The organism is Bacillus sp. FSL R5-0576 (assembly GCF_038004765.1).
In the GTDB taxonomy this organism is placed as follows: Bacteria; Bacillota; Bacilli; order Bacillales; family Bacillaceae; genus Bacillus; species Bacillus subtilis.
Map to the genome: position 1 here is coordinate 2,051,915 of NZ_JBBORU010000001.1, position 23,925 is coordinate 2,075,839.

Consider the following 23,925-nt stretch of genomic DNA (forward strand, 5'->3'; position numbering starts at 1 on the left):
TTTGAAACCGATTTCAAAACCGTTACAACAAAAGAATACCATAATTTTAAAATTTGGGAAGAGTTTTTTTAATAATGTGTCAATTCATTATTTTTTCGTTGACTCTTTTCACTATTTATCCTAAAATTTTCTTTGAAACCGTTACCAAAATATTTTCATTCAAGTGATGCTGAAATCCTAACCAAGGAGGAAATATAATGGAAAATCGTTATTCTGTACATCCTGAACAAGTAAAACGCTTTACAACAGAGGAGCTTCGCAGTCATTTCTTAATGGATTCTTTATTTACAGAAAACAAACTTACGATGTATTACTCACATGAAGACCGGGTTGTCATCGGCGGAGCGGCTCCAGGGCAAAGTGAACTGAAGCTTGATGCAGGTGATTTTCTAAAAACAGACTTCTTTTTGGAACGGCGTGAAATCGGGATTATTAATGTCGGCCAGCCTGGCGCTGTCAGGGTTGGCGATGATGAATATGTGCTTCAAACAAAGGATTTTCTCTATATTGGAATGGGCAATCAGGATGTATCGTTTTCAAGCCTGAACGGGGAAAAAGCGAAGTTTTACTTCGTCTCCGCTTGCGCCCACAAAAGCTATCCGACACAAAAAGCCGCCCTACCTGAACTGACACCGGACCGCCTTGGTGATGATGCAGCGTCTAATGTCAGAAGTCTGTACAAAGTCATTCATCAGGATGGCATTAAAAGCTGTCAGCTGATGATGGGAATAACGATGTTAGATCAAAACAACAACTGGAATACCATGCCAGCACACGTTCATGACCGTCGGATGGAGGCTTATCTTTATCTGGATCTTGAAAAGGACTCAAAGGTATTTCATTTCATGGGCCAGCCGGATGAAACACGCCATCTTGTTGTTGGAAATGAGCAGGCTGTCCTTTCTCCCGCCTGGTCTATTCATTCTGGCGCAGGAACATCAAACTATAGCTTTGTGTGGGCGATGGCTGGAGAAAATTACACATTTACGGACATGGATCTCGTTCCGATGGATGGGCTGAAATAAGATGGGTTATCTACATGACGCCTTTTCATTAGAAGGAAAAACAGCGCTGGTGACAGGCCCGGGAACAGGGATCGGTCAAGGAATAGCCAAAGCCCTAGCCGGGGCTGGCGCTGATATTATCGGCACATCACATACAAGCAGTCTGTCTGAAACACAGCAGCTTGTGGAACAGGAAGGCCGGATATTTACATCTTTTACATTGGACATGAGCAAGCCGGAAGCGATAAAGGATTCTGCAGCTGAGCTGTTTGAAAACAGGCAGATCGACATCCTTGTCAATAATGCCGGCATTATTCATCGGGAAAAAGCGGAAGATTTTTCAGAAGAGAACTGGCAGCACGTACTGAATGTCAATCTAAACAGCCTGTTTATTCTGACACAGCTTGCTGGCAGGCATATGCTGAAAAGAGGTCATGGAAAGATTATTAATATTGCCTCTCTCCTGTCTTTTCAAGGCGGCATCCTCGTTCCGGCTTACACCGCGAGCAAACACGCTGTTGCCGGTTTGACAAAATCATTTGCAAATGAGTGGGCAGCGTCAGGCATTCAGGTCAACGCAATCGCCCCAGGCTATATTTCTACTGCGAATACAAAGCCTATTCGGGATGACGAAAAGCGAAATGAGGACATTTTAAAGAGAATTCCTGCCGGCCGCTGGGGCCAAGCGGATGATATCGGGGGGACTGCAGTCTTTTTGGCATCACGTGCTTCAGATTATGTAAATGGACATATTTTAGCAGTTGATGGCGGCTGGCTATCCCGCTGACAAATAAAAAAAGCTGACGAACGATCGTCAGCTTTTTTCCATTACATCATGTGCGGTTCAACAGGCAAGACCTTTTTGACCTCATCAATGATGCGTTCATTTTCTCCGCCAGCGTAAATGTGAATCGAGCCGCTGTCTTGATTCGAGCGAATCAGGCGCCCGATGCCCTGCCGTACACGTAACAACATATATGGCAGATCAACTTCTTCGAACGGATCTTTTTTCGCTCCGTTGCGCTTCGCTGTAAATACAGGATCGTGTGGCGGGAACGGCAATGACCAAATGGTAACATTCTTCAATGCGTCACCGGGAATGTCGAGTCCTTCCCATAAGTGAACTGAACAAAGTACTGTTTCCTCTTCCTCTTGGAATTTCTCTACTAAGCTGCTGATTTCCTCATCACCTTCGAAGAAAATTGGATACGGCAGCTCCCATGCCGCCGACAGCTCTTTAAACTCGTTTAATTCTTCAAAAGAAGGGAAAAGCACCAGCGTTCTTCCTTTGTAACGTTTGATTGTTTCAATCGTTTCAGCCGTTTTTTGTTCAGCGGCCATATCTGTTTTTGCGTATAGATTAATACTCATTTGCTCGTCATAATCATAAGGGGAATCAACAGTTAATGACAAATAATCATGAATCCCAAGACTGTCGGCAATATAATCAAACGAACCGCCTTCTGACAGCGTAGCAGAAGAGAAGATATAAGGAATTTTCTTAGAAAACACTTTTTCGCCAAGTACTTCTGCTACCGTTCTCGGCATCACGACAAAGGTTGATTCTGCTTCCTTTTTCTCCAGCCAGCTGATCGCATCCTTTTGATATAGAGATAATGAATACGCCATTTGTTCAACATATTCTTCCACTACTGACAGTTCGTATTGATCAATCGTATACATTTCAGACTCAAATACAAGTGCCTCACCGATTTTATCAAGTAAACGGCAAAGCTCGTCCGCCGCCTTTTTGACACGCTGGTCATTTTTTATTTCTAAACGGTGTGAACCGGCTACTTCCTTTGATTCTTCAGAAAGAACATAGAAAAATTCGTCGTTTGCGAGAAGCGCATCTTCAATCAATTCTGCAAACTCTTCTCTGATGTCATTTTGCAGCAATCGTTCTAAAAACAATTCAAGAGTAGACTGCTTCACTCTATAGGTTAGCGCTTTTTGCGCAGCAAACTCTAACAAATGCCCCTCATCAAATACAACTGCACTATGATCAGGCAAGAGCGGCAGCTGGCCCTCTCGTTTGCGTGATTCTTCCGTCCACACATGCTCCATATAAAAATCATGGGAACAAATGATTAAGTCCGTTGACTTGCGGTAGTAATCTCTGGAAAGTGTCAGACCGCATCTGTGTCTCATATCACAAGTCAGACAGTCCTGAAACGAGTCGTAGCTTACGTCAGACCACTCTTCATTCGATAGATTTGCGTACTGCTTACGGTCGCCATACGGATAAAAGCGCTGCATTGCCTGTGACTCGTGGACAAATGACGGTAACGACTCATAAAGATCCAGCCATTTATCATCATCAGAACGCTGCATTGTTTTTTCAAGCTTCTTCAAGCATAAATATTGCTCATGCGATTTTGACAGCCTTGTATCAATTTTCAGATCAAGATGCTCAGCCAGCTTAGAAATATCGCCCTCTTTTTTCACCAGCTGTTCAATTAATGTTTCATCTGCACAAGCGATGATGGCGGGTTTGCCGACATATCTTGCATAGCTGATTGCAAAAAGAAGATAAACCAGCGTTTTCCCCGTTCCCACTCCAGCTTCGGCGAACATGACTTTTTTCTCTTTAAACGCCCGCTCCAGCTGAAAAGCCATAAATACTTGCTCATCCCGAAGATCAAACCCTTTTTCGGGAAGGATATCGTAAAACACGTCACCAATCCAATTGTTCAATTCTTCATAAAAATTCTTTGTTTTCGTTAAAGAAAAAGGCAAACGTGATGTTGTCACCTAGTTCCAACCCCCAACTATTCGACATTCAGACCACCAATAATATCATTTTCCGCTGATGAATACAATAAAAAAACTTGGCAATGCCAAGTTTTTTGCAGTTTACTTACGATTGATCACATGCGACGATAAAAAAGGATGGTCTGTTGAATAAATATGTTCTACCGCTTTTTCTAAATCAGTTTGCGCATGCGAAATCACAGACGGAGACGAATCAGTCCCGAGCTCCTTCAGCTCGTTTGCTGTTGCGTCAAGCGCCCTTTGAATAAGATTAAAATGTTCGCTGTTCAGCATGAGATCACCTCTGATGGAAATAATCATCATTGTATGCGAACTTTTCATTTTATATACATGCTTTACCGCATGTTATCACCGAAACATGCACAAACTACACTTGATATTCCGTCTCCGGATTATCCGTCTTATCAACAATATTCTATCAGGGAGTGATGTTGACATGAGTTATAGAAACCGATTAGATCAGCATTCTGAACTGTTTCATCACAATTGGACGCGGCCTAAACGTTCTAAGTCTCAAGTAAACGGTCACACTGAAATGTCCCAAACCAACATTATATTGAGAAGCAACGCGAAAGCTCACCGTTGGTAACGATAGAATAGGGCTGAAAGATGAAAGAAGACGCATGCAGAGCGTCTTCTTTTTATGCGTTTTCTGTTTTCTTTCGCTGCGGTCTTACTTTTGACCAGTATTGATAATAATCCGTTTTAATAAACCCGTTAAAGAGTTTTCGTTTCTTCGTTGCTTTTCTGCCATATGCTTCCTCAAAGTTTTCATTTGATGTCAGCATATACACAGACCAAGTATCAAGCGGCTCGAACGCCTGCCCCATTTCTTTGTACATCTGCTCAACGGCTTTTTTCTCGCCGAGACGCTCTCCATATGGCGGGTTGCCGACAATTACGCCAAATTCCAGATTTGTGGTAAAGTCTTTGACCTGCATCTGCTTGAACTGGATTAAATCTCCCAATCCTGCTTCCTCTGCATTTTCTTTTGCGATTTGAACCATGCGGTGGTCTATGTCGCTAGCGAAAATTGTAAGCGGCTGATCATAATTTGCCTTTTCTTCGACTTCAAGCCGCGCTTTGTTCCACAGATCTTTACCGATCCATTCCCAATCCTCTGATACAAAATCGCGGTTGAATCCCGGGGCGATGTTTTGGCCGATTAGCGCCGCTTCTATCGCGATTGTTCCGGAGCCGCAGAAAGGATCAACAAACGGGCGGTCAGGCGTCCAATTGGTTAATTGCACCAAAGCGGCAGCAAGTGTTTCTTTAATCGGCGCACCGCCCTGATCGACACGGTATCCTCGTTTGTGAAGGCCCGTCCCTGATGAGTCCAGTGTAATCAAAGCCTGATCTTTCAATAAAGATATTTCCACTTTATACTCAGCACCTGTTTCTTCAATCCAATCATTGGCTTTGCCGGACTGCAGCTTGAGCTTTTCGACAATTGCTTTTTTGACGATCCGCTGACAGTCGGGAACGCTTGCAAGTGTTGATTTTACCGATTTTCCGATGACAGGGAATTTCCCGTTTTCAGGTATAAACGAGCGCCAGTTAATCGCTTTCGTTTTTTCAAACAGTTCATCAAATGTTTTCGCTTTAAAAGAAGCAACCTGAACCTTTATGCGGTCGGCTGTTCTAAGCCAAAGGTTCGCACGGCAGATGGCAAGTGCATCACCTTCAAAAATAACTTTCCCGTTATCAACCTTGCATTCGTATCCTAAATCTCGTACTTCCTTTGCGACAACAGCTTCAATGCCCATCGGCGCCGTTGCAATTAGTGTATACTTCTTCATCGTATCACCCTGTCTTTTAAAACTTTTCTCTTTTCAAGATAAAAGCTCTCCTTATACGGGAGAGCTTGTTTTCATCATTTTAAATGTAAGTGGTCTAACGTTCTGTAAGCCATGTTTTGTTCCGTCGTACTGCAAACGGCTCATCACCTCGTACTCAGGCGGCAATCATCTATCTACAGAAAGCATTCTGTCCTTCTCTCCGTTGAATTCCGTTAAGAAGGTTCCCCTACCAAAATTTGGGTTTCTCGCTCGAGGGGTTTACCGCGTTCCACTCTCACCATTTCTAGTGAGACTTCGTCACTGTGGCACTTTCAAGGATACTCAGCCATATCCGAAGACGTAGGCTTTTTTCCTGCCGTCAGCCTCTAAAGACTGCCCTAGCTTATGACTTCGCTAGGCACGAACACTACGGGCATCTCAGCACCGTGCGAGCATGGACTTTCCTCTACAGATTCAAGATCTGCAGCGATTACCCGAACGTTAAGAACATGAATTATTATATAACAACTGATTACAATTTACAAGCGCCATTTTTTTCAAGCGTGATCAATCATAAAGCTTGCTGCCAAAAACGTGTTTTTCTAAGTTAGACAGCCGTTTTAAAATATCAAAGTTTGTTGTGTTAGATTGCACAGGCTGTTTTTTGCTGGCTTCTTCAAGCTGTTTTTTCAGCTGCAGATTTTCCTGCTGCAGTTCTTCAATTTCTTGATGGAAGGTTTCATAATCCTTAATAATCATATCTAAAAATTTGTCAACGTCTTCTTGCTTGTAGCCTCTAACGCCTGTTTTAAATTCTTTTTCCAAAATTTCTTTCGCAGAAAGCTTTACTTTATCAGCAAGCATCTTTTTCACCTCGTATCGTGAATCATCACATATATTTTTTCAGAAATCTGTACGGTTGTCAAATTTCTCTTATTGCTATGAGTAGCTGTCTTCCTCTACTGTCACTCTCAAGTCATCCATTGTAATAAAGTAGATGGGATAGCCATTCTGTTCGCGCCTTTTTTCCGCTGTCCCAAGCATATACTTAGGGGAGCCTTCCTTTTCCGGGTCATATAAAAGCAGAAGCCCGTCGGACTTATCAATGAAGAACTGATTTTTTTGTTTGAATTGAAGCGGGCTTTCATAAGGACGGTGAGTCAGGCTTGCTTCATAGTCTGCCTGAGCCAGAACTGCTTCATACTGTTCCTTATTCGGTTCTTTCCAGTTCTTTTCCTGCTCGTAAAATGGTGTGATGACAGCTACCTTTAAGTCAGGGTATTCTTCCTGCAAATCATATGCGGCTTCTGCCGCCCACAGCTCTGCTCCAAGCTGGCCCGAAATTAAAATCCATTCTAATCCTTCATCCAAAAAAGCAATCAGCCGGTTCTTAATGGCTTTTTTTATGTAATACAGCGCCTTGTCATCCTGCTTAAATATCCCGAGTTCAAACGGTTTATAGCCCGTTATTGCCAATACTTTCATCATTTCACCTGCTTTAAAAAATGGGGCTCCCGTGGGCCCCATTTGTTGTGCTGCATTGTTTACACCATCAAGCTGCACGTTTTCCATACTAGTAGTCGCAGCAAGGTTTTCCTGCTTGAAAATGCTGATGCGTAGCCGGGTCAACATTTGAGAAAGTGTGTGGAAAGTAGTGAACGTGCTGAAAATGCTGGTGGTTTACGTTTGTTGTATGCTGTGGGTGAATGTGCGGCACGATAGTCTTCGAAAACGTATGGTGTTCACAGCAATGAGTAGGATGGACAATTGGCGCCATCATATGCGGTCTGCAGTGATGCATGATAAAATCCCCTTTCCATAAACTTTATTACAATACTAAGTTATGAAAAATAAGGGGTACATGTTCTGATGCAAAGACCTATTTTAAAAGTGTGCAATTAAGCTGTCTTTAAAGTTTGAAAACACAAAAGCAATCAAAAATACCACAACAAAGAACAAGTAAAAAACACCCTTATACATACCAACTCTCCCTTTAAAAATAACTAACGTCATTTTACAGGATTCGCCGCTATTCTACAACAAAATCAATGTGAATTCAGCAAAAAAAATTCATGGCGAAACAAGTCGTCTTTTGCGCTTTCCCGGGGAATATTCAAGAGGAATATTTCCTCTTTAGCCGGGCAATTCTCACATGCAGTTTTTCAGTTTCTTTCTCTGATAAGCATGCCGCATCGCTAAGCAATTGCTCTGCTATTTGCAATGCTTTTCCGAATTCTTTTTTCTTATGCTCAAAATATTTCGCGAGCTCTATTACAGCAGCGTATCTGCACTTCTGGTTTTGCGAGCGGGACAGCTTTTCCCAAAGCGGCACTGCTTCTTCCAAGCGGTTTTGTTTTTTGTACAGGAGCGATAAATCCAGCTGTGCACTGTCCTGGTCCTCAAACGATTTTTCTATAAGCCTTTCCAACTGCTTGATCGCTTGGTCCGTTTCTTTATGAGCCATAAACCATTTCGCCATAGCATAGGCTTCACTGTGTTCTTTTGGCGCATGTGATTCTGAAAGGATTTTTTTAGACATATGGATGTACAATGAAATGAGCGATAACACATCCATTTCATTATGATGCAGGACACCTTTTAAAAGATCCGGCTCTTGCGCCTTTATAAAATGAAAGTAAAGCATTGGCGCCAAGTAGCCCGGTGTGTCTTCTAGTCTGCGGATTCCGAGCTCCTCTTTTTCAACCGTGCCAAGAGATACGCGGTCCATTTTGTGTTTCCACAGGCGTCTAGCTCCATGCAAAAGATCAAAGTGGCCAAATTCCGGAAGCTTCGGAAGTCTGTCACGGATCAAGGTGTGTCTTGTTTTCACCTGCGGCCAATCAAAGGCTTTGCCGTTGTAGGTCACAAGTGATGTAATGTCAACCTCGCTTAAAAAGCTTTGGTACAAGGCGACTTCGTTCCCCGGTTTGGGCAAAAGATGCTGTTTGACTGTCACTCGGTCTTCATATACTCTCGCATGCCCAAGCAAAAAAATGGTATTCCCAGCTCCACCCCCAAGACCGGTTGTTTCTGTATCAAAGAAAAAGAGGTTGTTTTTGTTATACCCTTTTGCTGACAATGTATGCGACAGGCCGCTTTGATTCCACAGTGTGATCACTTCCTCAAGCTCAGAAAAGCTGTATAACCCATGGCGGTGAGAAAGCGGATATTCCACTTCTCTGATAAGGCAGTATTCATCTTCGAAGATGAAAGGCTTCATACCAAAAGCCTCCCACTCTTCTAAAAACGGGATGTCATCAAAGTGGTTTTCTTGTTTGCCTGCTTCTATTTTTTGTTCTCCTTCATCGAGCACCATGTGCTTTTTCATCCGCTCGAGTTTCCCTTTTAATGACATATCCGGCCTCCCTCCTTACGACATTTGATCCAACAGCTGCAAAATTCTTTTCTTTGCTTTTATCCCTTCTATTTCCGTACCTATACAAGACGGACAGCCGTCATGACAAGGACAATGTGTAATCAGTTGTTTCGCCGCTTCATTAATGTCTGAAAAACGTTTAAAGACTTCCTCCGCCAAACCGATACCGCCCGGATAATGATCATATAAAAATATGGTTGGCAATCCGGTATGGGCTGCTTTAATTTGAGAAACAACATGAACATCATTTCGATCACACATGATATACACAGGGACAATATGCTGCAGCACATTCGAGATGCCAAGAAGCAGCTGTTCCAGTGTCTTTTCCCCGATGTCTTCATCCGCTGTTTTGATTTTGAGCCAAGCTGCACTTGTATGCAGTTCTTCTTCCGGCAAATGAATGGGTCCAGACCCAATATTTTCAAAAGTGGTCATTTTTATTTTTTTAAAAATGGTCGGCAGGGCATTGACAGTGACGTCTCCGTAGTGCAATGACGTACGGCTTTTTTCTTTCGTTTTATCGATTTCTAATACCTTCAGCTGAACTGCCAGGTTTGCATCCGTATAATATTCGACATCGACTTTTCTGACATATGCTTTTTTATGGTCCCAATCGAGCTTCTCAACTTGATACTGAACGCCTTCATGCAAATAAATTGCTTCATCATGTAAAAGCGTCATCGCGCTAAAACGGTCCATTTCACCGATAATCCTTACATTTGCAATATCCGACTGATCAACTATAACGACATTTTCCTGGGAGGCGGAACGCAAACTGATGTTTGAAGCAGGAAACGACTCACTTGCCCAATGGTACCGTTCGCCGTTGCGGTGAAGAACAGCCTCTTCCTGAAGATACTCAAGAATATCACTGACTTCCATGGCTCCAAATTCTTCATCAGCTCTAAAAGGAAGCTCATAAGCCGCACACTTTAAGTGGTCTACTAAAATAATCAAATTCTCCGGATTGATTCTTGCAGATTCCGGCGAACGATTAAAGAAATATTCAGGATGCCGCACAATATATTGGTCAATCGGTGTTGAATTGGCTACCATGATAATCAAAGATTCACCGTGTCTTCTGCCAGCTCGTCCCGCCTGCTGCCAAGCACTTGCAACACTTCCGGGATACCCCGTCATTACACACACTTGCAGCTGGCCGATATCAACACCAAGCTCTAAGGCATTCGTACTGACCACTCCTAAAATGTCGCCTTCTCTCAGTCCTCTTTCGATTTCTCTTCGCTCTTTCGGCAGATAGCCTCCCCGATAGCCTCTGATTGATTTTGTTCCAATCTCTTTTTTCACAAGCTCCTGAATATGGCTTAAAATAATTTCCACCCGAACTCTGCTTCTGGCAAAAACAATGGTCTGCACTTTGTTTTTAAGGAACTCTTTCGCCAGTTCATTCACTTCTGCGGTTGCGCTCCTTCTAATATTCAGCGGTTTGTTCACAATTGGCGGATTGTAAAACACAAAATGCTTGCGTCCGCTCGGTGCGCCGTTGTCATCGACCAGCCACATCGGTTTGCCTGTCAGCTGCTCTCCCAATTCCTTTGGGTTGGCAATTGTTGCGGAAGTACAAATAAAAACCGGATCACTTCCATAAAACCGGCAGATCCGCTTCAGCCGCCGGATCACATTTGCCACATGGCTGCCGAACACACCTCGATACGTATGAAGCTCATCGATGACGATATACTTAAGGTTTTCAAACAAACTGACCCATTTCGTATGATGCGGTAGAATGGCAGAATGCAGCATATCGGGGTTTGTAATGACAATATGACCTGCTTTTCTCACCTTTTGTCTGATTGCCGGAGACGTATCCCCGTCATATGTAAAGCTTTTAATATCAATGCCCATTTCATCAATAATTTCATTTAGCTCGCTCTTTTGGTCTTGTGCCAGCGCTTTAGTCGGAAATAAATATAACGCCCGGTTTGTTTCATCTTGGGCGATGGACTGCAGGACTGGGAGGTTGTAGCATAACGTTTTTCCTGATGCTGTTGGCGTTACGGTAACGATGCTTTCTCCTTTTTGCACATATTGAAAAGCGGAATATTGGTGAGTATATAGTTCATCAATGCCCCTTTTCGAAAGGGCCGCTTTGATTCTCTCGTCTATACTTTCGGGCATAGGCCTTGTTTTTGCTTCCCGAGGCTCAATTTCATGCCAATTCACAACGTTTTCATTTCCTTTTAAATCAGAAATGAGTTCAGTCAGTGATTTCTTTTTCATTCTTTACACCTCTTTGTCAAGTACAGTTTACCGAATATTTGTTTGCATGGCTAGGTGCAAATTTTATACAGTTGAATAAAAAAAGCAAGGCATACGCCCTGCTTATTTCGCTTTTATTGTAAGGAGCTTTGATTCGCCTTTACGAGCAGCCTTTTCGCCTGCCGGCACAATTGACCCTACAGCCTCACCATTCATTATAACGATTGGGATGACTGTGCTGCTCGCTTTTTCTTTTATTAATTCCAAATCACATGTAATCAGCGGGTCACCGACCTTCACTTTATCCCCTTCTTTAATGTGGGCAGTAAATCCTTCTCCGTTCATATTGACTGTCTCCAGCCCGACATGAATTAACAGCTCAATTCCCGAGCGAGTCCGAATGCCAACGGCGTGTTTGGTGTGGAAAATCTGAATGACTTCACCTTCAGCGGGAGAAACGATTTCACCGCTAGAAGGTTCCACCGCTATTCCTTCTCCCATCATTTTCTGTGAAAAAACAGGGTCCGGTACATCTGACAGGTCCATTACTGTACCGTCTGCCGGAGAATAAATAACCTCTTCTGTCACCTTTTCCTGAGTTTTGCCCATTCCGAATAATTTTTTCAGCAATGTATTTTCTCCCTTCTCATTCACTTCAACCGTTATCCCTTCATTCACCACTATTTAACCACACTTTCAATTTTGCTTCAATTTATAACAACATCTGGCATAGACGCATAATCTGGTTAAAAAAGGCGGTGGCGAAATTGGAATTCCATGATGACAAAAAGAACGAACTGCAAAAGAAAGAAGAAATCATAACGGAGGCAATCGACACTCTTTTCCAATCCTCAGCGTTCGGCAACCTTATAAACGGATTTCAGAACCTGATCAACTCGAGTTTAAAGGATGTGCAGACGACCATACATGTCAGAGAAAAAGATACTGGGCTGTATATCGATATTACCATTCCGGCGACGTTTCGAGATGGCGAGATCGTCGTTGATGTTAAATCGAGGTATCTCCATGTAACACTCCAAGAAAAACAGAAACACCAAAATGAGGCTACCTTTACAAGCATGACAAGAACGGTTCAGCTGCCTTATGAAGTTCGCCAAGAAGATATGGAAACGTCTTGGAACGAGCAGACAATGACACTTTTCTTTCCAAAAAATAAGCATGAATGAACGATTCATTCATGCTTCTATCATTTAAAAAAGCTGGTAAATCCCTTTATTAAAGATCCGACCTGATTCATTGCACTCATTACTTGACCTGTCGTATCCATCATTTTATTAAAATCAAATTGCCCATTGGCTTTTTTGAACTGCGACATAATGCTTTGAAATTGCGAAGGCTGCTGTTGATTAGGCCTTGGGATAGGATAAGGGTTAGAAAATACAGGCGGCTGCATAGGCATAGGCTGGATCGGAGCATAGGGCTGATAATAATCCTGCTGTCCATAATGCTGCTGAGGCAGTTGTTGCTCTAAATAACCGGGTGCAGCCTGCTGATAATATCCTTGCATTTGCTGAGGATAATAATAGCCCATTTGCCGAGGATAGCTTCGAGAGCTCCTGTTCATTGCGATTCCCCCCTAAACACAACATATTTCTCTTCTATATATGTATGAATGACTTCTATTGTTTGTGTCACAAGTGATGATTAGCATTTGTCAAATTGTGTCGAAAGTTTAAATTTTTTAAAAACAGAAAAAAGTCGAATCATTATGGTACCATATTTTCAATACAGATGAGAGGGGATGCACCATAATGAACGTATCATACTTAAGCAAACGTTTTGCAGAAATGAAGAAATATGAAACAGACTGTATGAATAAACTGATGGACTTTGCCAAGTTCCTCTATATTCAAGGACATCTCAGCATAACTGAGTTTCGTAACAGTATGAAGGTTCTCGAAGCAAATGGAGCAGAAAGCCCGGCATATGAGATGAATTAACGTCCGGCCCCCTATAAAAACGAAAAGAAGACAGCCTTTTACCGGCTGTCTTCTCTTGCAATTTCATCCTTTACTGCGTGCAATGTATAAAGGACTGACTCAGTGATGTCCTTGAATCGTTTTTTATGAATATGATGAACATATGATTGAAGGACCAATTCCAGGAAATTATCTTTTACGGTCTCAATTTGCTCTTTATGCACATATTTTGGCCGGTGGGCTTTTATCAATTCAAGAGCACCCTCTGCCCAGCGGGCCGCCAGTTCATCATTCTCTTCAACTGCAGGCTTTATCGTCTCAAAAAAATCATAAGAATGATTACTGTTTTTTCCTTCCTGATACCGATCAGCGCCTTTTTCAGCAACTTCAATCATTTGCTCGGTCATTTCCAGCAATGTTTGTGATAGCAATACCTTTCACCTCAATGCTTATCGTACCAAATTTCACTCACAAATTCAGCCGATGCGGTATACCTTCTCAAACGCATACCTGTGTTCAGGCGATTGATACAGCTCATTTATACAAATATGAAGATCTATGATTTCTTCTTCAAGCACACTTAGGCGATCGTTTTCCGTTTCCCGCATCTCAGCCTCTAATGCATTTACAGAATGATTCAGGCTTTGCTCAGCTCGCGTTAATTCATCTTCTATATCAGAAAGCATACGGAGAATATCTGTCTTGCATACATAACCGGACATTCGTGTACCTCCCTTTCCTTGTCTCTCCCGGTTAAAATTCTTTGCTCTCAAGGCTCTTTCCTTCCTCATGACAAAACTAGAAGCAAATCGCCAAACAAACAGGTATTCCACGAAAAGCTGAAGTTTTCGACAAAAACACCCGCAAAAATTGTATGATCCTCCTCCTTAATGCAAACGATACTTGTGAGGAGGTGCCGTATGAAAACAAGACCGAAAAAAGCCGGCCAGCAAAAAAAGACTGAATCAAAGGCAATCGATTCTTTAGATAAAAAATTAGGCGGCCCGAACCGCCCTTCTACGTAAGAAGCAAGGAATTTCCTTGCTTCTTTATTTTTTTAGCCACTGCTCCACCGCAAAAAGCGCATGAAGCTGGCGCTTTTTATGTAAATACCAGTCTGTCAATTCAATCTGCTTCGGCAATTCCTCGCGCCTAAAGAACGTTTTCTTTATCTTTCCATGAAACCAATCTGTTTTCGTTCCGTCTAATGAGTGGATTAACTCAGGGTAGCATGTCCTTAGCATAGGAGATGTTCTTTTTGTAATCCCGATCATCTTTTCCATATCAAAACGGGAACCTGTGTGCGGCACTGTGTGCAAAAAGTGATAAAAAGAGGAGAACAATTCTGGCTTGAACAGCAATTGAGACAGCTGCTTTCCCAGCCTTATCCTTTCCTCCGCCTTTGAAAAGCGTTTCACTGAAATGCCGTAAAGAAACCCATTTGAGGAAGGAAAAATAACGGTGTTAAAATGAAACCAGTCACTTAAATAAAAAGGAATCGTGTCAAAAACATTCTTTTTAAACGAAGGATTTTGTATAATAGGTGTTTGGATAGTGTTTTGTTCATTTATAATGAGGGCATACATTAGCCGCTCCGTATTTCGCTCATGCCAAAAACGGGTCCATTCTTCCGACATAAATTGTGAGACGCCAAACACATGCAGAAGATGAAACAGCGGTTTCCCGACTCTTTTTGACCAGTGGTATAGTAGAAGCTGCGGATAGGCATCCGAAAAAATAAGCCAGTTCGCTCTTTCATAGGCTAAAAAGAACCATTTTTGCTGTCTCTCACGGAGTCCAAGCTGAAACAGACTGCCTTTTAAGTCAGTCATTGACCAGCCGGCATTACGAGAAACGAAAGAAGCCAAAAGCGACCATTTGATTTCCGGATGACGGTCGTAAAATGCTTTATAAGCATTTGTTCTTGAAATGTTATCCGCGTTTTTCATTTTTGTCTGCCGCTCAATCCGGCTCAGAAGCTTTCTGATGGTCTGTTGTTCTTGCACGTTCATTCACTTCCGTCATGATTAGTTTAATAAGGAGGATGAGAAAGTGATTCGGTATCCTAACGGAAAAACATTTCAGCCGAAACATTCGGTTTCATCCCAAAACAGTCAGAAAAGGGCCCCGTCTTACAGTAATCGCGGAATGACCCTCGAAGATGACTTAAACGAAACGAATAAGTATTATTTGACAAACCAAATTGCCGTTATACACAAAAAGCCGACACCTGTTCAAATTGTAAATGTCCATTATCCAAAAAGAAGTGCCGCAGTGATTAAAGAAGCTTACTTTAAACAATCATCGACAACAGACTACAATGGGATTTACAAAGGACGGTATATTGATTTTGAGGCGAAAGAAACGAAAAACAAGACCTCTTTCCCCCTGCAGAATTTTCATGACCATCAAATCGAGCATATGAAGCAGGTAAAGGCTCAAGACGGTATTTGTTTTGTTATTATATCCGCTTTCGACCAGGTTTATTTTTTGGAAGCCGATAAGCTGTTTTATTTCTGGGACAGAAAAGAAAAAAACGGCAGAAAATCAATTCGAAAAGATGAGTTGGAAGAAACAGCTTATCCGATTTCTCTTGGATACGCACCCAGAATTGATTATATTAGTATTATTGAACAGCTTTATTTTTCGCCATCATCTGGTGCGAAAGGTTGATTAACGAAAGGTTGAGATGTTATGTCAGATCAATTTAACAGCCGTGAAGCTCGACGAAAAGCGAACAGCAAGTCGAGTCCTTCACCGAAAAAAGGCAAGAAACGAAAAAAGGGCGGATTGTTTAAAAAGACCCTTTTCACTTTACTCATTCTGTTTGTTTTAGGCGTAGTCGGCGGTGCTGTTACATTTGCCGTCATGGTTTCTGATGCGCCGTCCCTTGATGAAAGCAAATTGAAGACGCCTTATTCATCAACGATTTACGATAAAAATGGAAAAGAGATCGCCGAAGTCGGCGCCGAAAAACGGACCTACGTCTCGATAGATGAAATTCCCGATGTTGTAAAAGAAGCCTTTATCGCGACAGAAGACGCTCGTTTTTATGAGCACCACGGGATTGACCCTGTCCGTATCGGCGGTGCTTTAGTTGCCAACTTTAAAGATGGCTTCGGGGCTGAAGGCGGAAGTACGATCACCCAGCAGGTCGTCAAAAACTCCCTTCTTTCACATCAGAAGACGTTGAAACGGAAGGTGCAGGAAGTATGGCTTTCGATTCAGCTGGAGCGCAATTACTCTAAAGATGAAATTTTAGAAATGTATTTAAACCGGATTTATTTTTCTCCTAGAGCATACGGAATCGGAAAAGCGGCGGAAGAATTTTTCGGCGTTACAGATTTAAGCAAATTGACTGTCGAACAGGCTGCCACACTGGCAGGCATGCCGCAGAGCCCAACAGCGTATAACCCGGTTAAAAATCCGGATAAAGCGGAAAAAAGACGGAACATCGTCCTCAGTCTGATGAAAAAACAAGGATTTATTTCTGATTCTCAATACAACAAAGCGAAAAAAGTGGCAGTGAAAGACGAAGGCGTCGTGTCACAGAAAGAATATGAAAAAGCAAGTACAAACAAATACAGCGCATTTGTTGAAGAGGTTATGAAGGAAATTGATGAAAAATCTGATGTCGATCCATCTGCTGACGGATTAAAGATCTATACGACATTAGATACAAAAGCACAAGATAAACTAGATGAATTAATGGACGGAGACACCGTCGGGTTTACTGAAGGCATGCAGGGCGGCGTTACCCTTCTCGATACGAAAACCGGAGAAGTGCGGGCGATTGGCGCCGGAAGAGATTCTACGGTTGGTGGCTATAATTACGCGACCCAAGCCCAGCGACAGCCTGGATCTACCATTAAACCTATTCTCGACTACGGTCCAGTGATTGAAAATAAAAAATGGTCAACTTACGAGCAAATTGATGACTCAGCTTACACTTATTCAGATGGAACACCTATTCGAGACTTTGACCGTTCCTATAAAGGGGTCATGTCTATGCGTGAAGCCCTCGCCCAATCACGTAACATCCCGGCTCTAAAAGCATTCCAAGCAGTCGGAAAAGATGCAGCAGTTGATTTTGCTAATGGACTGGGGCTCGGATTAAATAAAGAAAAAGTGTATGAATCATATTCTATCGGAGGATTCGGAGAAGGTAATCCCGGTGTCTCTACTCTAACTATGGCTGGAGCATACAGTGCATTCGGAAATAACGGAACATATAACGAACCGCATTTTGTGAAATCAATAGAATTTAATGACGGCACGAAGCTTGACTTAACACCGAAATCAAAATCAGCAATGAGCGATTATACAGCCTTCATGATTACAGATATGCTGAAAACAGCTGTTAAGACAGGTACTGGACAGCTCGCCCAAGTTCCGGGAGTGGAAGTTGCAGGTAAAACAGGTACAACAAACTTTGATGAAGCGGATATGCAAAAATACAATATCGCACAAGGCGGTGTACCAGATTCATGGTTTGTAGGATATACACCTCAATATACCGCTGCTGTTTGGACAGGTGTAGATTCTCAAAATAAGATAGGAAAAAAATCTTTAAATAAAACAGAGCAACAGATTGCCAAGCGCATCTTCGCCCAGCTCATTGCCGATGTCGATGACGGAAGCGGATCATTTGAGAAGCCTGACAGCGTAGTGGAAGCCACCGTAGAAAAAGGTTCTAATCCGGCAAAACTGGCAGGGCCAAATACGCCAAGCGATAAGAAGCTCACAGAGTACTTTGTTAAAGGCACAGCTCCTTCTACTGTTTCTAAAACATATGAGAAAGAAGAAAAAGAGGAAACAGCTAAACTGTCTGGTTTAAACGTGAAATACGATAAAGACAATCAATCTTTAACGTTAAGCTGGAATTATGACGGAGATGCGACCTTTGCTGTTAAGCAATCTGTTGACGGCGGCAGCTACTCGGAAATTCAAAACAGCTCTGCAAAAGAGGCAGTCATTTCGGGTGTGCAGCCAGGATCTGTGTACAAATTCGAGGTAACAGCCGTCAGTGATGATGGCAAAAGTACAGCTTCCACATCTTATGAGGTGCCAAAAGCTGAAGACGATGAAGATAAAAAAGACCAGCAACAAACGGATGATGAAAAACAAGATGATGAGAAGACTCAGGATGATACACAAACTGATGATTCTCAAAAAGATGACGGTAAGACGGATCAAGATCAGACAGATGATTCAACAAATGATCAAGACAAAAATCAAGACAACACGAACACCAATCCGTCTGACAACAGTAACCAAGACCAATCTAACAATAGTAATAACAATAACAGTAATAACCAGGATACGTCGGATGGTGATTCGAACTCAGATACGAATGACTCAACAGGTACTGACACGAATAAAAATAAAACAGACACATCTAATAAAACACAAACAAACTCATCATCAATTGAAAAAACAAATTAACCAAAAAAGCCGTCACCTTTGGGGTGATGGCTTTTTTGGTACACAATAAAAAACCTCCCGTTTTAACAGGAGGTTTTATCGATTCATCGCATGATATTTATAAAAATGCTTTTTCATTTCGGTAATCAGCTCATCAAGCTGAATAAAGCAATGGTATTGGGTCGGCTTAAGAAGAATAAATTCCACTCGTTCAGCCCAATTAATCGGCTTTGCGGGATATGATTTCTCCCTCAGTTCTTGCCAATCGAGCGATTTCACCGGCTCACCTGCTGTCCAATGTAACGAAGCCAGCAAACACACAATGCCCTTTAACATTTCGTTTTGGTCACATCTCGATTTTCGTGTTTGAAAGACTGGGAGAAGTGATGCTTTGATGTCATCCCACACTTCAAATAAAAGCGGAACGTATTTCCCGCTGTCCTCCCATGGCAAATCGCCTTGTAATTCCGTGCAGAAATCAAAATACACGGGATTGGTCTGCAAGGTTTTCTTCATATCCGAGGAACTCTTCTGGCCAAGACTGCGCAAGTATTGCTCATAGGAAGCCAACACTTCTTTTGCTTGCGTCATCGTTTCACCAGTCCTTTTTTATCCCTCTTCTGCCCTTCTCTGCACAAAGAAAGCAGCGGACACTCCGCACAGCGCGGAGATTGGGCTTTACAGTGATATCTGCCGAAGAAAATAAGCCGGTGATGCGTAACGGACCAGTCTTCTTTGGGAACCTTGCGCATCAGCGTCTTTTCAACTTCCAGAACCGAGTCCTTCCACCGGCAAATGCCCAATCGTTTGCTGACTCTCTCCACATGGGTATCTACGGCAATGGCCGGCACGCCAAACGCAACGGATACCACTACGTTTGCGGTCTTTCTCCCGACCCCTGGCAGTTTGACAAGCTCATCGCGGTCTCTCGGCACTTCTCCGCCGTAATCTTCAATAATCATTTTACTCAGCTTTTGAATATTTTTCGCTTTATTACGATATAAACCGATTGATTTAATATCCTGCTGAAGCTCTTCCAGCGGAACAGCCAAATAGTCTTCCGGCCGTTTATATTTTTGGAATAATGTTTTGGTCACTCTGTTTACAAGTGCATCTGTACATTGCGCAGATAAAGCTACAGCCACCACTAATTCAAAAGGATTGGAATGAACCAGTTCACACTCCGCATGAGGAAACATGTCACCTATCTTGTCTAAACAGAATTCAATTTGTTTTAGATTTAACACGATTGTCACCTTTTCACTTTATTGTTCAAGCCAATTGTAAAAAGGAACCTGCCTTTTATACTCTTTTTGCGGTTCATTCTGCTTTGCTTGTACACGCCGGAATTTTTGGCTGTGTATTTTTGCTTGCTCCACAGTTTTAAGCCCGTTTTTCTTCCATTCAAACAAAATCCGGTCAATGTAGCGGAAACTGAGTTTTCCTGATAGTACAGCCTCTTTTAACGCGTGTTTGATCAGTTGTGCGTCATGCTGATCCTGGTCCTGCCAGATCGCCAGCGTTTCACACTCCAAAGGCGATAACGGCCTTGCGAACTCTTCCTCAAAAATGGTATAAAGGCTTTTTTGTTCCCCTTCTGCTTTTCTTTCCTGTGTTTGATTCTGTGCAAGCTGAATATACTCGTACAGCTTGCCCCATAAAGGCTGAAGAGAATATTTCTCAAATTTGATGCCGTTTTGATCCTCGCATTCTTCAATAAACAGAAAGCCTTTTTGAATAAACATCCGCAATCTGTTTGTGCATTCTTCAACAGAAATTGACATACCTTCCTGCAGCTGATTCGGTGTAGGAAAATATGATCCTTTTTCTAAATGCATTTTAATTTTTAACAGCAGAATAAGTTCTGTTTCATTAAGCCCAAGCTGTTTATAATGCGTAAGCAGAAGATTGGGGATGGTTGATGTTCCCTGCTCCTGCATATCAATAAATTGCTGTTTTTTCATCGTCACACCTCTTACTGTAAAGGATTGTGATTGCCCCTTTACTGTAAAAAGTCTCCCTTGCAGGAGACTCTTTTTTGTTTCATTTGAATGTATTACGGATACAGACGGTTTAACAGTCTTGGGAACGGAATCGTTTCACGAACGTGAGGCGCTCCGCTGATCCAAGCTACTGTCCGCTCTAATCCAAGGCCGAAGCCGGAATGAGGAACTGATCCATATTTTCTAAGTTCAGCATACCATTTATATGCGTCAGAATCCAGTCCATGTTCTTTAAGACGCGATTCCAAAAGTTCCATATCGTGAATCCGTTCAGACCCGCCGATGATTTCTCCATAGCCTTCCGGCGCAATCAAGTCAGCGCAAAGCACAACGTCCTCACGGTCAGAAGCCGGCTGCATATAGAACGGTTTTAAGGACGTCGGATAGCGAGTGATGAATACCGGTTTGTCATAATGTTCAGCAATCGCTGTTTCATGAGGCGCTCCGAAATCATCTCCCCACTCGATATCGTCAAAGCCTTTTTCTTTCAGAAATTCAATCGCTTCATCATACGTAATTCTTGGGAACGGAGCTTTGATTTGCTCAAGTTTTGACGTGTCTCTTCCCAATGTGTTTAGTTCAATTTTGCAATTTTTAAGAACTGATTGCACGATGAAAGAAACGTAATTTTCCTGTACTTGAAGGTTTTCTTCAAATTCTACAAACGCCATTTCCGGTTCGATCATCCAGAATTCGATTAAGTGACGCTTTGTTTTAGACTTTTCCGCTCTGAATGTCGGTCCGAAAGAGAATACTTTTCCTAAAGCCATTGCCGCAGCTTCCATGTAGAGCTGGCCGCTTTGAGACAGATATGCATCTTCATCAAAGTACTTTGTGGCAAAGAGTTCTGTTGTTCCTTCAGGTGCGCTTCCAGTCAAAATCGGCGGATCCACTTTTACGAAGCCTTCGTTATTAAAGAATTCGTAAGTCGCGCGAATGATTTCATTACGGATTTTCATGATCGCATGCTGGCGCTTTGAACGCAGCCATAAATGTCTGTGATCCATCAAAAATTCCGTTCCGTGTTCTTTTGGTGTAATTGGATAATCGGTCGCTTCGTGAATGACTTCAATATCTGTCACAGCAAGTTCATATCCAAGCGGAGAACGCTCGTCCTCTTTGACAATCCCTTTTATATAGAGCGACGTTTCCTGCGTCACTGATTTAGCTGTTTGGAAAATGCTTTCTTCCACTTCCGCTTTTACTACGACACCCTGAATAAAACCGGTACCGTCCCGAAGCTGTAAAAACGCAATTTTCCCGCTTGAACGCTTATTAGCGACCCAAGCTCCGATCGTTACTTCCTCACCTACGTGCTTGTACACTTGGTTGATTGTTGTTTTCAACATATTTCCCTCCAAAACAAGAAAGACATTCGGAAGCTCATTGCCCCGCGAACTCTTTTATCATCACTTTATTATACCCGCTCTTAACTAACCGGGTCAATGCAGATAAAAAGCGGCTTTTCTGTCAGCCGCTTTTTGATCTGTTAGCTATGTTTTTCTACAAAACGCTTGATTCTTTCAATGGCTTTTTCAAGAAGATCTAACGATGTTGCATAAGAAAGACGGACATTCTCAGGAGAGCCAAATCCGGATCCTGGAACAATCGCAACTTTTTCCTCCTCGAGAAGTACTTTAACAAATTCATCTACATCTTTGAAACCGCAAGATTGAGCTGCCTCTATTGCATTCGGGAACAAGTAAAAAGCACCTTCCGGCTTCACACAGCTGAACCCTGGGATTTCTATGAGCTTTGCATAGATCGTGTTTAATCTATGTTCAAATGCTTCTCTCATTTCTTCCAATGGCTCAGAAGGCCCGTTATAAGCAGCAATCGCTCCGTACTGTGCGATTGATGTCGGGTTTGACGTACTGTGGCTTGCAAGGTTCGTCATCGCTTTAATAATGTCTTCAGAGCCTGCCGCATAACCGATTCTCCAGCCTGTCATGCTGTGGGACTTCGATACGCCGTTTATAATGACCGTTTGTTCTTTCAGTCTGTCTGACAGCTGTGCAATGGAAACATGTTTCTTTCCGCCGTATGTAAGTTTTTCATAAATTTCATCTGACACAATCAAGATATCATGTTCAAGGCACACTTCACCGAGTGCAGATAGTTCTTCTTCCGTATACATGACACCAGTCGGGTTGCTTGGAGAGTTAATAACGATTGCTTTTGTTTTTTCCGTAATTGCATTTTTCAGCTGCTCAGGCGAAATTTTGAAGTGATTTTCCTCAAGCCCTTCTACATAAACAGGCTTTCCGCCAGCGAGTTTCACCTGCTCCGGATAGCTTACCCAGTAAGGCGTTGGAATAATAACTTCATCTTCTTCATCCAAAATCACTTGGAAAAGGGTATACAGAGCATGTTTGGCACCAGTGCAGACAATAATTTGAGACGGTTTGTATTCAATATTCTGGTCGCGTTTAAATTTCTCTGCAATGCTGTTTTTCAGTTCAGCCAAACCACCGGAAGGCGTGTATTTCGTATGGCCCTCGTTCATCGAACGCACAGCGGCATCAATAATATGCTGCGGTGTATTGAAGTCAGGTTCTCCTGCTCCTAAGCCGATGACATCATGGCCTGCGGCTTTCAGTTCTTTCGCTTTCGCTGTGATTGCCAGTGTGGTTGATGGTGTTAATGCGGATACTCTTTTTGCCAGTTTCAACTTGAACTCCCCCTAATTCGTCTTAAGGCGTGATATTTTTGAGAATCTTTCCAGTTGTAAAGTCCACATAACTTAAACTGTATTGCCCTTCTTTGTCTAAGTACGTCACTTCCCAAAGCAGGACGTTTCCTTCTCTTGCCAGATGAACCTCTTTTTGCTTTGAAACCAGCCCTTCATCCTTTATGATTTTCGCCGCTTTGTCTTCAGAGATTCCCTCTTTCGCTTCTTTTGAGAGAATTTTTGCTTTTTTATCAGCAGGAACCCAGACATATAATGCAGTGCCTTTTTTATCCGTTCCCTTTACAACATAATATTTTTCTTTTCCGACAAATGTTTCGACTTGATCAACATTGGCGAGATCGGTTTCTTTTTTAGCTTCAGCAGCTGCTGCTTCGTGCCCCTCTTCCTTTTGTGCCATGGCTGATTTATAAATGCTTGCCGAGACAAGAAGTACTGCTAAAAAAATAATACCAAAAATGACGGTAAATATTAATGCTTTTTTTCTCATCTTCTCACCTACGTACGATAAATGGTAAAAACGGCTTGGTTTTTGTTTTCTTCATCCAGCGCAAGGCCGAACATCAGATTGTCTCTTTTCAGTGTACGATTCAATGTGTCCACAATTTTATACAGATCATCAGAATGCTCTACATTAATTGTTGAAAGAATTTCGATTTTACTTTCCATTTTTTCATCCTCCAGTTTGAACAAATATTGTTAGTCATACTCCA

29 protein-coding genes and 1 other RNA gene are annotated in these 23,925 nt (G+C 42.4%); 8 read left to right on the plus strand and 22 right to left on the minus strand.

The window, feature by feature from the left end; genetic code table 11:
• Positions 1-197 precede the first annotated feature (197 nt).
• Positions 198-1,025, plus strand: coding sequence for a 5-dehydro-4-deoxy-D-glucuronate isomerase (gene kduI / locus NX903_RS10305; RefSeq protein ID WP_086344004.1), 828 nt, complete (start codon positions 198-200; stop codon positions 1,023-1,025).
• Position 1,026: 1 nt separating this feature from the next.
• On the plus strand, positions 1,027-1,791 hold the full coding sequence (kduD, locus tag NX903_RS10310; RefSeq protein WP_077671375.1) for a 2-dehydro-3-deoxy-D-gluconate 5-dehydrogenase KduD: 765 nt from the start codon (positions 1,027-1,029) through the stop codon (positions 1,789-1,791).
• Positions 1,792-1,832: 41 nt separating this feature from the next.
• Here kduD and NX903_RS10315 read toward each other — a convergent pair whose 3' ends face one another.
• On the minus strand, positions 1,833-3,758 hold the full coding sequence (locus NX903_RS10315) for an ATP-dependent DNA helicase (protein WP_014477152.1): 1,926 nt from the start codon (positions 3,756-3,758) through the stop codon (positions 1,833-1,835).
• 102 nt (positions 3,759-3,860) lie between these two features.
• Entirely contained in the window at positions 3,861-4,052 is a 192-nt protein-coding gene (locus tag NX903_RS10320) for a hypothetical protein (RefSeq protein WP_003246090.1), read from the minus strand.
• Positions 4,053-4,215: 163 nt separating this feature from the next.
• On the opposite strand from NX903_RS10320, the gene NX903_RS10325 reads away from it, so the two are divergent.
• Positions 4,216-4,368, plus strand: coding sequence for a YpzG family protein (locus NX903_RS10325; RefSeq protein WP_010327933.1), 153 nt, complete (start codon positions 4,216-4,218; stop codon positions 4,366-4,368).
• 52 nt (positions 4,369-4,420) lie between these two features.
• Here the strand turns inward: NX903_RS10325 and NX903_RS10330 are convergent, their stop codons facing one another.
• The 9 genes from NX903_RS10330 to NX903_RS10370 form a co-directional block, all read right to left on the minus strand.
• Complete coding sequence (locus NX903_RS10330; protein ID WP_009967571.1) at positions 4,421-5,578, minus strand: THUMP domain-containing class I SAM-dependent RNA methyltransferase; 1,158 nt, start codon at positions 5,576-5,578, stop codon at positions 4,421-4,423.
• Between the two features lie 100 nt (positions 5,579-5,678).
• Positions 5,679-6,059, minus strand: an RNA gene (rnpB, locus tag NX903_RS10335) — RNase P RNA component class B.
• Positions 6,060-6,124: 65 nt separating this feature from the next.
• Positions 6,125-6,421, minus strand: coding sequence for a cell division regulator GpsB (gpsB, locus tag NX903_RS10340; RefSeq protein ID WP_003225629.1), 297 nt, complete (start codon positions 6,419-6,421; stop codon positions 6,125-6,127).
• Positions 6,422-6,496: 75 nt separating this feature from the next.
• The gene (locus NX903_RS10345) at positions 6,497-7,042 is read right to left on the minus strand and encodes a DUF1273 domain-containing protein (RefSeq protein ID WP_024571852.1); all 546 of its coding nucleotides are present in this window, start codon (positions 7,040-7,042) and stop codon (positions 6,497-6,499) included.
• A gap of 88 nt (positions 7,043-7,130) precedes the next feature.
• Positions 7,131-7,358 (minus strand): spore coat protein CotD, encoded by a 228-nt coding sequence (cotD, locus tag NX903_RS10350; protein WP_010886551.1) that lies wholly within the window; start codon positions 7,356-7,358, stop codon positions 7,131-7,133.
• A gap of 83 nt (positions 7,359-7,441) precedes the next feature.
• Positions 7,442-7,570 carry a hypothetical protein gene (locus tag NX903_RS10355; protein WP_003230707.1) on the minus strand — a complete coding sequence of 43 codons (129 nt, stop codon included), beginning with the start codon at positions 7,568-7,570 and terminating at the stop codon, positions 7,442-7,444.
• 100 nt (positions 7,571-7,670) lie between these two features.
• The gene (mrfB, locus tag NX903_RS10360) at positions 7,671-8,912 is read right to left on the minus strand and encodes a metal-dependent exonucleaseMrfB (protein WP_086344005.1); all 1,242 of its coding nucleotides are present in this window, start codon (positions 8,910-8,912) and stop codon (positions 7,671-7,673) included.
• A gap of 15 nt (positions 8,913-8,927) precedes the next feature.
• Positions 8,928-11,177, minus strand: a complete 2,250-nt coding sequence (mrfA, locus tag NX903_RS10365) for an ATP-dependent helicase MrfA (protein ID WP_086344006.1) — start codon at positions 11,175-11,177, stop codon at positions 8,928-8,930.
• 102 nt (positions 11,178-11,279) lie between these two features.
• Positions 11,280-11,786, minus strand: a complete 507-nt coding sequence (locus NX903_RS10370) for a PTS sugar transporter subunit IIA (protein ID WP_015483368.1) — start codon at positions 11,784-11,786, stop codon at positions 11,280-11,282.
• 137 nt (positions 11,787-11,923) lie between these two features.
• On the opposite strand from NX903_RS10370, the gene NX903_RS10375 reads away from it, so the two are divergent.
• Complete coding sequence (locus NX903_RS10375; protein ID WP_014477158.1) at positions 11,924-12,343, plus strand: Hsp20/alpha crystallin family protein; 420 nt, start codon at positions 11,924-11,926, stop codon at positions 12,341-12,343.
• 20 nt (positions 12,344-12,363) lie between these two features.
• Here NX903_RS10375 and NX903_RS10380 read toward each other — a convergent pair whose 3' ends face one another.
• A complete protein-coding gene (locus NX903_RS10380; RefSeq protein WP_014477159.1) occupies positions 12,364-12,741 on the minus strand; it encodes a YppG family protein in 378 nt (125 codons plus the stop codon).
• Positions 12,742-12,928: 187 nt separating this feature from the next.
• Between NX903_RS10380 and NX903_RS10385 the strand changes: the two genes are divergently transcribed.
• A complete protein-coding gene (locus tag NX903_RS10385; protein ID WP_003230690.1) occupies positions 12,929-13,117 on the plus strand; it encodes a YppF family protein in 189 nt (62 codons plus the stop codon).
• Between the two features lie 38 nt (positions 13,118-13,155).
• Here NX903_RS10385 and NX903_RS10390 read toward each other — a convergent pair whose 3' ends face one another.
• Entirely contained in the window at positions 13,156-13,527 is a 372-nt protein-coding gene (locus NX903_RS10390; protein ID WP_015714151.1) for a YppE family protein, read from the minus strand.
• Between the two features lie 45 nt (positions 13,528-13,572).
• Positions 13,573-13,818, minus strand: coding sequence for a YppD family protein (locus tag NX903_RS10395; RefSeq protein WP_004398488.1), 246 nt, complete (start codon positions 13,816-13,818; stop codon positions 13,573-13,575).
• 198 nt (positions 13,819-14,016) lie between these two features.
• Here NX903_RS10395 and sspM point away from each other — a divergent pair, with 198 nt between their 5' ends.
• A complete protein-coding gene (gene sspM / locus NX903_RS10400) occupies positions 14,017-14,121 on the plus strand; it encodes an acid-soluble spore protein SspM (RefSeq protein ID WP_003225606.1) in 105 nt (34 codons plus the stop codon).
• Between the two features lie 24 nt (positions 14,122-14,145).
• Here the strand turns inward: sspM and NX903_RS10405 are convergent, their stop codons facing one another.
• Entirely contained in the window at positions 14,146-15,108 is a 963-nt protein-coding gene (locus tag NX903_RS10405; RefSeq protein ID WP_086344007.1) for a DUF2515 domain-containing protein, read from the minus strand.
• 40 nt (positions 15,109-15,148) lie between these two features.
• Here NX903_RS10405 and recU point away from each other — a divergent pair, with 40 nt between their 5' ends.
• Entirely contained in the window at positions 15,149-15,769 is a 621-nt protein-coding gene (gene recU, locus NX903_RS10410; RefSeq protein ID WP_004399067.1) for a Holliday junction resolvase RecU, read from the plus strand.
• 21 nt (positions 15,770-15,790) lie between these two features.
• Complete coding sequence (locus tag NX903_RS10415; RefSeq protein WP_144486675.1) at positions 15,791-18,541, plus strand: transglycosylase domain-containing protein; 2,751 nt, start codon at positions 15,791-15,793, stop codon at positions 18,539-18,541.
• A gap of 75 nt (positions 18,542-18,616) precedes the next feature.
• Here the strand turns inward: NX903_RS10415 and NX903_RS10420 are convergent, their stop codons facing one another.
• From NX903_RS10420 to NX903_RS10450, 7 genes are all read right to left on the minus strand, one after another.
• Positions 18,617-19,111 carry a YpoC family protein gene (locus NX903_RS10420; RefSeq protein WP_009967579.1) on the minus strand — a complete coding sequence of 165 codons (495 nt, stop codon included), beginning with the start codon at positions 19,109-19,111 and terminating at the stop codon, positions 18,617-18,619.
• Positions 19,108-19,767 carry an endonuclease III gene (nth, locus tag NX903_RS10425; RefSeq protein ID WP_009967580.1) on the minus strand — a complete coding sequence of 220 codons (660 nt, stop codon included), beginning with the start codon at positions 19,765-19,767 and terminating at the stop codon, positions 19,108-19,110. The genes NX903_RS10420 and nth overlap by 4 nt, the downstream gene beginning before the upstream one ends.
• Positions 19,768-19,785: 18 nt before the next feature.
• The gene (gene dnaD / locus NX903_RS10430; RefSeq protein ID WP_004398499.1) at positions 19,786-20,484 is read right to left on the minus strand and encodes a DNA replication protein DnaD; all 699 of its coding nucleotides are present in this window, start codon (positions 20,482-20,484) and stop codon (positions 19,786-19,788) included.
• Positions 20,485-20,576: 92 nt separating this feature from the next.
• A complete protein-coding gene (gene asnS, locus NX903_RS10435; RefSeq protein WP_004398777.1) occupies positions 20,577-21,869 on the minus strand; it encodes an asparagine--tRNA ligase in 1,293 nt (430 codons plus the stop codon).
• Between the two features lie 143 nt (positions 21,870-22,012).
• On the minus strand, positions 22,013-23,194 hold the full coding sequence (gene aspB, locus NX903_RS10440; protein ID WP_042976358.1) for an aspartate transaminase AspB: 1,182 nt from the start codon (positions 23,192-23,194) through the stop codon (positions 22,013-22,015).
• 22 nt (positions 23,195-23,216) lie between these two features.
• On the minus strand, positions 23,217-23,702 hold the full coding sequence (gene tseB, locus NX903_RS10445) for a cell wall elongation/penicillin-binding protein regulator TseB (RefSeq protein ID WP_014477164.1): 486 nt from the start codon (positions 23,700-23,702) through the stop codon (positions 23,217-23,219).
• Positions 23,703-23,710: 8 nt separating this feature from the next.
• Positions 23,711-23,881 carry a YpmA family protein gene (locus tag NX903_RS10450; RefSeq protein WP_003225588.1) on the minus strand — a complete coding sequence of 57 codons (171 nt, stop codon included), beginning with the start codon at positions 23,879-23,881 and terminating at the stop codon, positions 23,711-23,713.
• Between the last annotated feature and the right edge of the window lie 44 nt (positions 23,882-23,925).

Bases quoted from the DNA above. Each gene is read 5' to 3' on its own strand.
- kduI (WP_086344004.1), top strand. From the start codon at position 198: ATGGAAAATCGTTATTCTGTACATCCTGAACAAGTAAAACGCTTTACA.
- kduD (WP_077671375.1), top strand. From the start codon at position 1,027: ATGGGTTATCTACATGACGCCTTTTCATTAGAAGGAAAAACAGCGCTG.
- NX903_RS10320 (WP_003246090.1), bottom strand. From the start codon at position 4,052: ATGCTGAACAGCGAACATTTTAATCTTATTCAAAGGGCGCTTGACGCA.
- NX903_RS10325 (WP_010327933.1), top strand. From the start codon at position 4,216: ATGAGTTATAGAAACCGATTAGATCAGCATTCTGAACTGTTTCATCAC.
- NX903_RS10330 (WP_009967571.1), bottom strand. From the start codon at position 5,578: ATGAAGAAGTATACACTAATTGCAACGGCGCCGATGGGCATTGAAGCT.
- gpsB (WP_003225629.1), bottom strand. From the start codon at position 6,421: ATGCTTGCTGATAAAGTAAAGCTTTCTGCGAAAGAAATTTTGGAAAAA.
- NX903_RS10345 (WP_024571852.1), bottom strand. From the start codon at position 7,042: ATGAAAGTATTGGCAATAACGGGCTATAAACCGTTTGAACTCGGGATA.
- cotD (WP_010886551.1), bottom strand. From the start codon at position 7,358: ATGCATCACTGCAGACCGCATATGATGGCGCCAATTGTCCATCCTACT.
- NX903_RS10355 (WP_003230707.1), bottom strand. From the start codon at position 7,570: ATGACGTTAGTTATTTTTAAAGGGAGAGTTGGTATGTATAAGGGTGTT.
- mrfB (WP_086344005.1), bottom strand. From the start codon at position 8,912: ATGTCATTAAAAGGGAAACTCGAGCGGATGAAAAAGCACATGGTGCTC.
- mrfA (WP_086344006.1), bottom strand. From the start codon at position 11,177: ATGAAAAAGAAATCACTGACTGAACTCATTTCTGATTTAAAAGGAAAT.
- NX903_RS10380 (WP_014477159.1), bottom strand. From the start codon at position 12,741: ATGAACAGGAGCTCTCGAAGCTATCCTCGGCAAATGGGCTATTATTAT.
- NX903_RS10385 (WP_003230690.1), top strand. From the start codon at position 12,929: ATGAACGTATCATACTTAAGCAAACGTTTTGCAGAAATGAAGAAATAT.
- NX903_RS10395 (WP_004398488.1), bottom strand. From the start codon at position 13,818: ATGTCCGGTTATGTATGCAAGACAGATATTCTCCGTATGCTTTCTGAT.
- sspM (WP_003225606.1), top strand. From the start codon at position 14,017: ATGAAAACAAGACCGAAAAAAGCCGGCCAGCAAAAAAAGACTGAATCA.
- NX903_RS10405 (WP_086344007.1), bottom strand. From the start codon at position 15,108: ATGAACGTGCAAGAACAACAGACCATCAGAAAGCTTCTGAGCCGGATT.
- NX903_RS10415 (WP_144486675.1), top strand. From the start codon at position 15,791: ATGTCAGATCAATTTAACAGCCGTGAAGCTCGACGAAAAGCGAACAGC.
- NX903_RS10420 (WP_009967579.1), bottom strand. From the start codon at position 19,111: ATGACGCAAGCAAAAGAAGTGTTGGCTTCCTATGAGCAATACTTGCGC.
- dnaD (WP_004398499.1), bottom strand. From the start codon at position 20,484: ATGAAAAAACAGCAATTTATTGATATGCAGGAGCAGGGAACATCAACC.
- tseB (WP_014477164.1), bottom strand. From the start codon at position 23,702: ATGAGAAAAAAAGCATTAATATTTACCGTCATTTTTGGTATTATTTTT.
- NX903_RS10450 (WP_003225588.1), bottom strand. From the start codon at position 23,881: ATGGAAAGTAAAATCGAAATTCTTTCAACAATTAATGTAGAGCATTCT.